This window comes from Pseudomonas sp. MWU12-3103b, from assembly GCF_023100615.1.
Lineage (GTDB): Bacteria > Pseudomonadota > Gammaproteobacteria > Pseudomonadales > Pseudomonadaceae > Aquipseudomonas > Aquipseudomonas putida_A.
In genome coordinates this window covers 297920-309287 of the sequence record NZ_JALMEY010000003.1, presented here as the reverse complement: position 1 = coordinate 309287, position 11368 = coordinate 297920, and the positions used below count along the sequence as shown (strand labels likewise).

Sequence of the window (11368 nt, the reverse complement as noted above, 5' to 3'; positions counted from 1 at the left end):
TCCTAGTTCCGGTCCGCGCGCAACAGCGCAACCAACAGATAAATGAACAGCCCGGCTGCCAACAGCAGGGACACCCCGTCCAGAACGCTCATGGAAGATCTCCGTTTTACGGCGTATTGCCGCGTGTGGAGGCATTGTCGGAAAGGAGGCTGTAAAGGAACGAGACCGAGGGGTGCGGCGGCGCATAAAGAAAGCGTAAAGAGTGGGTTTATGCGTTCGTTACAGGTGGGTTTTGCGTCGTGTTGGCGGGCCTCTTCGCGAGCAAGCTCGCTCCCACAGGGGATTTGTAAACGCCACAGATCCAATGTGGGAGCGGGCTTGCTCGCGAAGACGGCATAACCGACAACATCGCACCCAACTGGCGCACAAAAAACACTCATCCAGCCGCGAACATCCCCGATACGACAGCTTTCAGCGCATTACGACCTGACTCCCAGCAATGGCACGCCCGCTGCACACGCCCTCCCCCGAGCTTTCCAAACCGTTCCGGGAGCATGCGCATGAACACACAACTCAAACCCACGCTTGGCACCTTGCACCTGTGGGGCATCGCCGTCGGGCTGGTGATTTCCGGCGAGTACTTCGGCTGGAGTTACGGCTGGGGCGTGGCTGGCACGCTGGGTTTTCTAGTGACCTCGTTCATGGTCGCCACGATGTACACCTGTTTCATCTTCAGCTTCACTGAACTGACCACGGCGATTCCCCATGCCGGCGGGCCGTTCGCTTACAGCCGTCGTGCGTTCGGTGAGAAAGGCGGGCTGATCGCCGGGCTGGCCACGCTGATCGAATTCGTTTTCGCACCTCCGGCGATTGCGCTGGCGATCGGCGCCTACCTGAATGTGCAATTTCCAGCGCTCGACCCGAAACACGCGGCAGTCGGCGCCTATATCATGTTCATGACTTTGAACATCCTCGGGGTGAAACTGGCCGCGACGTTTGAACTGATCGTCTGCGTGCTGGCGGTGATCGAATTGCTGGTGTTCATGGGCGTGGTCGCGCCAGCGTTCAGCTTCAGTAGCTTTGCGTTGAACGGCTGGGCCGGCTCCGATGTGTTCGGGCCGCCAGCGATTGCCGGAATGTTCGCCGCGATTCCGTTTGCGATCTGGTTTTTCCTCGCCATCGAAGGCGCGGCGATGGCCGCCGAAGAAGCCAAGGATCCGAAGCGCACGATCCCCAAGGCCTACATCAGCGGGATCCTGACCCTGGTGTTGCTGGCGATGGGCGTGATGTTCTTCGCGGGCGGCGTCGGTGACTGGCGCACCCTGGCGAACATCAACGATCCGTTGCCGCAGGCGATGAAGACCGTGGTCGGCGACAACTCCGGCTGGTTGCACATGCTGGTGTGGATCGGTCTGTTCGGTCTGGTGGCGAGCTTCCACGGGATCATCCTCGGCTACTCGCGGCAGTTCTTCGCCCTCGCCCGCGCCGGTTACCTGCCGGCGTCGCTGGCGAAACTCTCGCGCTTCCAGACCCCGCACCGCGCGATCATTGCCGGCGGCATCATCGGCATCGCCGCGATCTACAGCGATGGTTTGATCAACCTCGGCGGCATGACCCTCACTGCGGCGATGATCACCATGGCGGTGTTCGGCGCGATCGTGATGTACATCATGAGCATGCTCAGTCTGTTCAAATTGCGTAAGTCCGAACCCAATCTCGAGCGGACTTTCCGTGCGCCGTGCTATCCGCTGATTCCGCTGATCGCACTGGTGCTGGCAGTGGTGTGCCTGATCGCCATGGCCTGGTTCAATGCACTGATCGGGCTGATTTTCCTTGGCTTCATGGCGGTCGGCTTCGGCTACTTCCTGCTGACCGGGCAACTGCGCGCTGACGCTCCGGCCGATGCGATGCTGACCGGCCGCTGAGGGATTTCGGGTACACCGGGCTTAACCGGCCTAGAATGGAACCACTGCGAACTCACTTCGCTCAAAGTGGTATGCAGCGTCGCTGGTGAAACCCTCGCCCGCCGAGCTGCCATTAAGGAGAGCCGTTATGCCCTGGTATGCCTGGTTGATTCTGGTCGTTGCAATCGGCTCGATCGTTGGCGGATTGATGATGCTGCGCGACACCGCCAACAAGGTTGAACTGACCGATGAAGAACGCAAACGCGTTGCGCAGCGCAACGCCGAAGCGGACATCAAAGACGCGCAGGATCGCTGAACGAAGAACCCCGCCTGAATCGGCGGGGTTTGTTTTTTGTGGGAGTATTAACTCCAAGGATCGTGTTGGACTCAGCGGCGCGCTTTTAAGAAGTAGAAGTACAGTCACCATGTCATTTACCTTGGTTAAGATGGTGGTCTTGTTGCGGAGAGTTCCACATGCGTTACTCGCAAGATCATAAAGCTCAAACCCATCAGCGGATCATCAAGGAAGCCTCGGCGCGATTTCGCAAAGACGGCATCGGTGCTACCGGTCTGCAACCCCTGATGAAAGCACTGGGGCTGACCCACGGCGGCTTTTACTCACACTTCAAATCCAAGGACGAACTGGTCGAGAAAGCCTTGCAGGAGGCAAGCAATCAAGTCGATGGCCTGTGCGCCGAGATCTTTGCCCAAGAACAGCCGCTGCAGGCGTTTATCGACACCTACCTGTCCGAATGGCATCAGACCTCCCCGCACGAAGGCTGTCCGCTGCTGACCATTTCCTCAGAGCTGGGTCTGCGCGGCCAGCCGAGCCCGACCAGTGATGCGGTACTCAATGCCCGACTGAGTCAAATCGAAGGCACCCTCGAGGGCGACAACAACGCCGACCGGGCCATTGTCATCATGTCGACGCTGGTCGGCGCGCTCTTGCTGTCACGCAGTGTCGCTGACGTCGAGCTTGCCCAACGCATCCTCGACGTCACGCGCGATTACCTCAAGCAATCGCAGGACTAAGCCTGCCAGCGCTTGAACAGCACACTGGCATTCACTCCGCCAAAACCGAAACCGTTGGACAGGGCATACTCGATTGGCATCGACCGCGCCTGACCGTGAACGATATCTACACCCGCACTCGCAGGATCGGGATTGTCGAAGTTGAGCGTCGGCGGGACGACCTGATCGCGGATGGCCAACAAGGTGAAGATCGCTTCCAACCCGCCGGCAGCGCCGAGCAAATGCCCGGTGGCGGATTTGGTCGAAGTCACGGCGATTTTATTCTCCGTACCGAACAGCGCCTTGATCGCTGCCAACTCACCAAGATCGCCCACCGGCGTCGAGGTCGCATGCGCATTGAGATGCTGCACCTGATCTGGCGCAACACCCGCCTGAGCCAGCGCCAACTGCATCGCGCGTCGTGCACCGCTGCCGTCCTCCGGCCCGGCGGTGAGGTGATAGGCGTCGGCAGTGGTGCCGTAACCGACCAGCTCAGCCAAAGGCTGCGCGCCGCGGGCCAGTGCATGCTCCAGCGATTCGATCACCAGCAGACCGGCGCCCTCACCCATTACGAAACCATCGCGACCGCTATCAAAGGGTCGTGAGGCACGTTCGGGGGTGTCGTTGTAACCGCTGGACAACGCTCGCGCCGCGGCAAAACCGGCCAGGCTGACCCGATCGATGCAGGCTTCCGCGCCGCCGCAAACCGCGATATCCGCTTCACCGGCACGAATCATCCGCGCAGCATCGCCGATTGCCTGGACCCCGGCAGCACAAGCAGTCACCGGTGCGCCGAGCGGGCCTTTCAAAGCGTGCTGGATCGACACATGACCGGCCGCCAGATTGACCAGAAACGATGGAATGGTGAACGGCGACAGCCGACGCGGGCCACGACTGTCGGTGGTGCGTACGGCGTCGGCGATTGCACCGAACCCGCCAACACCGGAGCCGATGATGGTCGCGGTGCGCTCCTGATCCTTGGCCTCGGACGGCTGCCATCCGGCTTGCGCCAACGCTTGGCGCGCCGCTTCCATGGCAAACAGGATGAAGCGATCCATCTTTTTCTGTTCCTTGGGTGGCGTGGCAAGGTCCGGATCGAAACCGGCCTCGACGTCCTCCGCCGCCGTTGGCACCATCCCGGCGACCCGGGTCGGCAGATCTGCGCTCACCGCCTCCGGCAAATTGCGCAAGCCCGAGCGCCCGGCGAGCAAACGCTGCCAGACAATCTCGAGATCACTGCCCAAAGGCGAAACCAGGCCCATACCGGTGACAACAATTCGACGCTGACTCATACCGCAGTTACCTCTGATCAATTTTTGTAGCGTTGGGCCGCGGAGCTGCGCGACAGATTCGGTGCCATGACATGTCGTGCACGCACAAAGGCCTGCCATTCACCCTCGTCAGGCAGCGACGGGATGGTAATCAACTCGCCCTGATCCAGACCGGCGAGTGCCGCATCGACCATCTCGCCAGCCTCCATCACCATCTCCGCCGGAATGCCGCTGGCATCGATGCCGGAACGCTCCCAGATTTCAGTGCGGGTAACGCCGGGCAGCACCGCTTGCACCTTCACGCCTGTACCTTCCAGCTCGGCGTTGAGCGACTGAGTCAGGCTCAACACGTAGGCTTTACTCGCACTGTAGGTTGCATTGAAGCGTTCTGGAAACAGCGCCACTACCGAGGCGATATTGATGATCGTGCCGCGTCCAGCCTTGGCGAAACTGGCGGCGGCTGCCGAGGCCAGCAACGTCACGGCGGTGACGTTCAATTGGATCAGACGCTCCAGTTGCTCGGCGTCGGAATTGGCCAGCAAACCATCGGCTGCGACCCCTGCGTTATTCACCAACAGGCTGATGCTCGAATCACTGCGCAGGCGTTGCTGGAGTTTGAGGACATCGTTCTTTTGCGTCAGGTCGGCTTTGAGCACTTCGACCTTTACACCGTACGCTTCGCGCAACTGGTTCGCTGCGCTTTCCAGACGCTGTTGATCACGTGCCACCAACAGCAAATCAAAACCACGCGCTGCCAGCCGCTGCGCGTAGATGGCACCGATACCGGACGATGCGCCAGTGACGACAGCGGTACCTTGAGACTGGACTGAACTCATGAGAGCGCTCCTGAAACATATTGGGAGATAGGCCTCCAACGCTCGCTGGCCTGGAGGTGACGGAAATTATTATAGGCATAATCCAAAGACAATATGATACCCATAATTTTCAGCTCACCGACAAACGCGCCGCCCCTCTCTCTGCCGCATCTCTACCACCAGAAAGCAGAAAGGCCGGTCAATGACCGGCCCCTTGGCGTTGAATAATCAGCTTAGTTCACTTCCAGCTTGTCGCGGTTGCGATCCAGGATCGCCTTGCCGATGCCCTTCACTTCAAGCAACTCATCCACGGATGCAAACGGCCCGTTTATTTCACGATATGCAACAATCGCCTTAGCCTTGGCCTCTCCAACGCCCGCCAGCTCTTTTTGAAGGGTGGCGGCATCAGCCCCGTTGAGATCGATTTTCTGGACGTCGGAATTGGCTGACGAATCCATCACCAGAGGGGTCTTGCTCGTATCGGACGGCGCCACAGGCGCAGCGATTGCAGCAATCGAGGCGCTGGTCAGCAGAGCAAAAATCAGGGAGTAGAAATAACCGGTACGCATAAGTGACGCTCCATCATCAATTGAGAAAGCAGCTTTTCCGAAGCTGCTCCTCAAACTTAGGCGATGATCGGGACAAGTCAAAAATGCGTCCGTTACAGGATGTGAAACAATCAGGGCTCGAGGCGGCGCTGCTGGTGGATCCAGTCGACGATCTCGCCGTCGGGGGTGTAGCCGCTGACGGTTTCGCGCAGGAGTTGCCGTACTCTAGAATAGTCATCCCTTTCTACCGCGACCAGCAGCTCATTAAGGCGGATCTTCAGTACATCCCAGGCCAAATGATCCTCATTGGCCGTCATGATCATCGGATGTGCTGTGGACGCCACGTTGTCGCCAATGAGCAACTCTTCATAGAGTTTCTCTCCCGGACGAAGTCCAGTGAACACGATGGATATGTCGCCCTGCAGGTTACGTTCTGAGCGAATGCTCAGCCCCGATAAATGGATCATTTTCTCTGCTAGTTCGACGATTTTTACAGGTTCGCCCATGTCCAGCACAAAGACATCACCGCCCTGCCCCATTGAGCCAGCCTGGATAACCAGTTGCGCAGCCTCAGGAATAGTCATGAAATAGCGAGTAATTTTGGGGTGGGTGACCGTGAGAGGCCCGCCGGATTTGATTTGACTATGGAACAGTGGAATAACAGAACCTGAAGAACCCAACACATTGCCGAAACGCACCATTGTGAACCGAGTCTTGTTGACTCGAGAAACATTGGCATTATCACCGAACAACACTGGTGCAACCTCCCGACTGAGGGCCTGAAGTGTCAGTTCCGCCAAGCGTTTGGTACTGCCCATGACATTGGTGGGGCGCACAGCTTTATCAGTGGAAATCAGAACGAAGTTCGAGACGCCGGACTGGAGCGCAGCCTGAGCAGTGTTGAGTGTTCCAATGACGTTGTTCAGTAATCCTTCGGCAATATTGTGCTCAACCATTGGAACATGCTTGTAAGCCGCAGCATGATAGACCGTATCAACCTGCCAGGTTTTCATGACATCAAGCAATTTGTCCGGATGTCGAATCGAACCGAGGATAGGCAATAATCGTACAGGAGCCGACTCGCGAATGCTCCGTTGCTCCAGCTCTGAGAGAATACTGTAAAGATTGAACTCACTGTGCTCGAACAGCAAAAGTGTCGTAGCCCCTAGCGAGAAAATTTGTCGGCAAAGCTCAGAACCAATTGAACCGCCAGCACCCGTGACCATCACGATCTTGCCCTTGATGCAGCGCTCAAGCAGATCAGGCTGAGCTGGCACTGCATCGCGACCAAGCAAATCGGCGATATCTACTTCCTGGATATCTTCCACCTTGACCCGACCACTGGCCAAATCGGTGAAATTGGGGACGCTACGTACATGAAGTGGGAAACCCTCCAGCAAATTGAGAATTTCTCTACGGCGGGCTCGAGTGGAAGAAGGCAAAGCGAGCAGTATTTCCTGCGCCCCAGTCTCATCGATCATTTGCTGGATATGCTTCGGTTTGTAGACTTGCAGGCCTGAAATTGAACGATCAGAAATACCCGGGTCATCATCGATAAATGCCACAGGTCGCATCACCCGCCCCATCCGCAATGCTGCAACAAGCTGATTGCCCGCAACTCCTGCGCCGTAGATCGCGACTTTGGTCAGACCGTCATCACGGCTGGTGAAGGGAACGTGCTGGGCAGCAGTAAACCAGTCGCCCATGAAATAGTGCCGCATGCAAAGGCGCAGGCCGCCTATGATGACGAGGCTGAGCCACCAATAATTGAAAATGATTGAGCGGGGGACAATAGCCTGATGGTTGCTATACCAATAGACGACAAGCGCCAGAATCAGTGATGAAAGACTGACGGCCTTGATGATGGCGATCAGCGCGTCGTTTCCGAAATAGCGCATGACAGCACGATACATGCCAAAGCGAATGAAAAGCGGAATAGCGACCACTGGAGCGTAGACGAAAAGCCAAAAGTGCGCTCTGACAGGCTCTGTCAAATCCTCAATCCCCAAACGCACCAAAAAAGCGCCCCAAAGCGCCGTCCAGACGAGAAATACGTCAGTGACCACTTGAAGCAGGCGCTTCTTCTGTCGAGGCAATCCCAATAGGAGCGCCCGTAAATTGCCCAATCCGCGTCCTTCCATTTTGATCCCGGTCACTCCCAACCAAGCATGCGTATCATAAAATTTTTTACATCTTTGGCATGTGAATTGCCGGCTTATAGCGAGCAACCCGAAAGAACTCATCCGGCATTAGAGCTCAAAATAGTAGAGATTAAACCTCCCAAGCGGATAAAATACATACCCTTACGCTCTTTATCTGCTGCTCAGTACTGTCGACGTGACGTCAATAGGCCGACAGTCTAATTTTTACGCAACGCCAACGCAATTTCTACCCAAATGCGAGGACGCATGGAGCAGCAACCACCCCGGCCAAATCAATCTGATACAGCGCAAATCGTAGCACCGATTGTCAGATCGCCCTCTTTTCATGAAATAGCCATCCTGCTCTGCACGTATAACGGTCAAGAATTTCTTAAAGAGCAAATAGACTCCATTCTTGCTCAGACGTATAAGAAATGGACATTGTACGTTTCCGATGATGGTTCTACCGACACAACAATAGAATTACTGAAAAAATATCAGCTATTGCTCGGTGAAGACCGAATTATTATTTTTCCGGGTCCTCGCAAGGGATTCGCAGCAAACTTTATGTCCTTGGTAAGAAGCAAAAATATAAATGCAGATTTTATAGCATTTTGTGACCAGGATGATATTTGGGTGAGTAACAAGCTGGAAAGAGGCATGCAACATCTGTCTACTTCCCCTGCCAATGTACCAGCACTTTATTGTTCAAGAACCAGGCTTATTGACGAATATAGAAACATCATCGGATATTCACCTGAGTTCAAACGAGCTCCCGTCTTCAAAAATGCACTAGTACAGAGTATTTCCGGAGCGAACACAATGCTGCTGAACAGCGCAGCGCGCGACCTGCTAAACTTGATTCCAGAATCACAAGAGATTGTCGCACATGATTGGCTAGCCTATCTTCTGACTTCCGCTTGCGGTGGAAAAGTTATATTTGATCTCGAACCAACATTGGAATACCGCCAACACAGTGGCAACATCATTGGTGCCGGTTCTGGCGCGAAAAAAAAGCTAATACGTCTCAGCAAGCTGATCGACGGACGCTTCAGAAAATGGAGCAATTTAAATCTGAAAGCTCTTGAAGTAGTCAAGGACAGGCTGACTGAAGAAAATCAAAAGACTTTGAAAAATTTCAAAACCGGTAGGGAAAGCTCCATACTCAAAAGAATTCGCCTTATGAAAAAATCAGGCATATACCGTCAGACCTTCACGGACAATATCATCCTGATGATTGCAGTCTGCCTGAACAAAATTTAAAAATAAATTTTAGTCAGACTGCATGACTGTACTCACAGAATTCACTGAACAGTGTTCACCGGCTCACGCCATGCCTGATTATTATCAGGCAGATCGGCGACCATGGATATACTAGCCATATAAACGAAATACAGTCACGTCGAGAGATGCACTTAATATTTCAAGCCAAATTATACTTTTACAAACTGGGACTTTGCCCCCAAATCACCAACAACTCATCAACATACGTCGCAATCGATTTAGGGGCCGGTGCACTTAGGGCGAGCCTCTCTAATTTTTTCTGGTCACGTATAAGCGTTTGCAAACATTGGTACAGAGCTTTCGAATTTCCGCGCTGAAACAACAAACCATTAACATCATCTTCGATGGCCTCCGCTATCCCTGGAACATCAGATGCCAAAACCGGACAGCCAGCAGCCTGAGCTGAATAAATAACAAGTGGCGTATTTTCCGTCCATATCGAAGGCACCACCAAAACATCCAACTCACTGAGCACCTCGCCAATTGAACTATTAGGAAAGGTGCCGCAAAACTCAATCAAGGAGTTCCCCTCCGAGCGAGCCCTTAACTCTTGTGAGTACTCAGGAAACTCAGCTTCCGACCCGTATATTTTTAAAGTAGCTGAACCCTTGTCCAAAAGTTGAAAGGCTTCCAAGAGTACATGGCATCCCTTATGAGAAGCGAGCGTCCCTATAAAGCCTATTCTCAAAACAGAGCTAATTACTGCTTTCGCGCTGCGCACAATTGATTGATCAAATTTTATTCCGTATGCGGAAAGAACAACTCTCTCTCTATCAACACCGTACTGTAAAAGAAGGTTTTCAAGCGTACGATTGGGTACCACTATTTTATTCAAACGATTGAGTCGCTGGATATTGGTAGGCAATCTTTTACCCAAAGCTTTTACTTCATTCAAGCTACGTAGATTGAAGTATTTTTGGTCCTGCACACTACGAACAAGAAAATCCCCGACAGCCGAAGGGATAAATTTGACAAGACTTTCAGCTTGAGCGCCTAATGGTTGAGCAGCAAGGTGCATTGCACAATTACCGGCATTAGCGCTAGGTCCGGAACAAGCTTGACCATCTGCGTAGCTCATTCGTGCTTTCGGACAAATGACCCAAAAATCAGTGGGCGTCAAAAAAGCAGGAATAGCTTTTTCAGAAACCTTTGTTATCAAGCTCGATCCCAATCGACTCAAGTGAAAAAAGTGAACAGTATCAGGTTCGAACTCATTTAGTACTCGTTCAAAAATTTCCGCAGCAATTGGATTATCATAATCGAGCTGCATCCTCGACCCGGAAACCAAGGCATGGTCGTTCGAGTGATTATAACGATAGACATGAATGCCGTCATAATCATATTCTTCAACCTCCTTGCCCTTCTCAAGAAGCGCGGAGCTCTCGGGGTGTCCGGTCAAGACTCTTACTTGATGTCCTCTCCCAATAAGCTCTTTGGCAACTGAATAGGTAAGTACCTCAGTACCCGCCGAGAAATCTGGAAAAAATTGATGTACGGTTAATAAAACCTTCATTTTCCTGGCTTTTCCAGCTCTGCCCTCATCCATTTGAGCGTTCTGGAAATCCCTTCTTCAATAGAAACTTGAGGAGTCCAGTTCAGTTCTTTCTGTGCACGCTTGTTACTTAGAATACTCACAGGTACGTCAAATTGACGGCCAGAGGTATAGGCAACACTGGGTACTGCTCCATACGCATCACCGATCAACTGCACTAGTTCATTAAGACTGGTACCGACACCTGAACTAATATTAAAAACACTTTCAGTTCCTGTATATGTAACAGCTTTGGCGAACGCGTCAGCAACATCGCTTACATGAAGAAAGTCCCTTTGAACACTACCATCGCCCCAGATGTCGATAGGTTGCCCCGTTAGTACCTTACTGATAAAGACACCGACAGCACCCTGAGCGGTTTCAACGCGCTGCCTTTCCCCATAAGGATTGGCGACACGCAGGATCACAGGCTTGATATTCCGAAGTTTGCCATACATTAGCAAATATTTTTCAATTGCTAACTTGGTAATTCCGTACGAAACCTCCGGATCAGTAGGGTGTGACTCATCAATTGGGGTGTAACATGGACGTCCGTAAACCGTACCACCCGAAGAAATAAATACAATACGACCAACCTGATGCGTAGTCATCGCTTCGATCATTTGCAAACTAGCAACCAAGTTAGTTTGAACATCATATATCGGGTCATCATTGGAGCTCTTAGGCAATGTGGTCGAGACCAAATGCACGACCACCTCCGCCCCCTTAACTACAGACTCAACGTCTGTCTTGCTCAGCAGGTCACCAGTCACCCAACGGACACTCTCACTTTCGGTAAAATTCCGATAACGAGCAACACGTGGGCGTTCGAAAACCGTAATATCATGTCCGTCAAGCAACAGCCTGTCCACGATAGTAGAACCGATGAATCCACCGCCGCCAAACACTGTAATTTTCATAAG

At 53.3% G+C, this 11368-nt stretch carries 11 protein-coding genes; 4 read left to right on the top strand and 7 right to left on the bottom strand.

The annotated features are described in order from the left end of the window. Positions 1-2: 2 nt before the first annotated feature. A complete protein-coding gene (gene kdpF / locus M0808_RS07490; protein ID WP_007963673.1) occupies positions 3-92 on the bottom strand; it encodes a K(+)-transporting ATPase subunit F in 90 nt (29 codons plus the stop codon). A gap of 408 nt (positions 93-500) precedes the next feature. On the opposite strand from kdpF, the gene eat reads away from it, so the two are divergent. The 3 genes from eat to M0808_RS07475 all read left to right on the top strand — a co-directional run bounded on the left by eat (position 501) and on the right by M0808_RS07475 (position 2876). After that, positions 501-1865 carry an ethanolamine permease gene (gene eat, locus M0808_RS07485; RefSeq protein ID WP_247840538.1) on the top strand — a complete coding sequence of 455 codons (1365 nt, stop codon included), beginning with the start codon at positions 501-503 and terminating at the stop codon, positions 1863-1865. A gap of 127 nt (positions 1866-1992) precedes the next feature. Next, on the top strand, positions 1993-2160 hold the full coding sequence (locus M0808_RS07480) for a DUF2897 family protein (protein ID WP_003226857.1): 168 nt from the start codon (positions 1993-1995) through the stop codon (positions 2158-2160). Positions 2161-2318: 158 nt separating this feature from the next. Then, positions 2319-2876: a TetR/AcrR family transcriptional regulator gene (locus M0808_RS07475; protein WP_247840536.1), complete on the top strand. Its 558-nt coding sequence runs from the start codon at positions 2319-2321 to the stop codon at positions 2874-2876. Here the strand turns inward: M0808_RS07475 and fabF are convergent. From fabF to M0808_RS07455, 4 genes are all read right to left on the bottom strand, one after another. Next, positions 2873-4147, bottom strand: coding sequence for a beta-ketoacyl-ACP synthase II (gene fabF / locus M0808_RS07470; protein ID WP_150368267.1), 1275 nt, complete (start codon positions 4145-4147; stop codon positions 2873-2875). The two genes, M0808_RS07475 and fabF, sit on opposite strands and share 4 nt — an antisense overlap. 17 nt (positions 4148-4164) lie before the next feature. Continuing rightward, the gene (locus tag M0808_RS07465; protein ID WP_247840534.1) at positions 4165-4962 is read right to left on the bottom strand and encodes an SDR family oxidoreductase; all 798 of its coding nucleotides are present in this window, start codon (positions 4960-4962) and stop codon (positions 4165-4167) included. A gap of 212 nt (positions 4963-5174) precedes the next feature. Next, complete coding sequence (locus M0808_RS07460) at positions 5175-5510, bottom strand: ComEA family DNA-binding protein (RefSeq protein WP_225135864.1); 336 nt, start codon at positions 5508-5510, stop codon at positions 5175-5177. 110 nt (positions 5511-5620) lie between these two features. After that, positions 5621-7630: a nucleoside-diphosphate sugar epimerase/dehydratase gene (locus M0808_RS07455; RefSeq protein WP_225135866.1), complete on the bottom strand. Its 2010-nt coding sequence runs from the start codon at positions 7628-7630 to the stop codon at positions 5621-5623. Between the two features lie 267 nt (positions 7631-7897). Here M0808_RS07455 and M0808_RS07450 point away from each other — a divergent pair, with 267 nt between their 5' ends. Further along, positions 7898-8893: a glycosyltransferase family 2 protein gene (locus tag M0808_RS07450; protein ID WP_225135868.1), complete on the top strand. Its 996-nt coding sequence runs from the start codon at positions 7898-7900 to the stop codon at positions 8891-8893. 178 nt (positions 8894-9071) lie between these two features. On the opposite strand, the gene M0808_RS07445 is transcribed toward M0808_RS07450, so the two are convergent. After that, entirely contained in the window at positions 9072-10460 is a 1389-nt protein-coding gene (locus tag M0808_RS07445; RefSeq protein ID WP_247840532.1) for a glycosyltransferase family 4 protein, read from the bottom strand. After that, complete coding sequence (locus M0808_RS07440; RefSeq protein WP_225135871.1) at positions 10424-11365, bottom strand: NAD-dependent epimerase/dehydratase family protein; 942 nt, start codon at positions 11363-11365, stop codon at positions 10424-10426. Before M0808_RS07440 ends, M0808_RS07445 begins: the two co-directional genes overlap by 37 nt. Between the last annotated feature and the right edge of the window lie 3 nt (positions 11366-11368).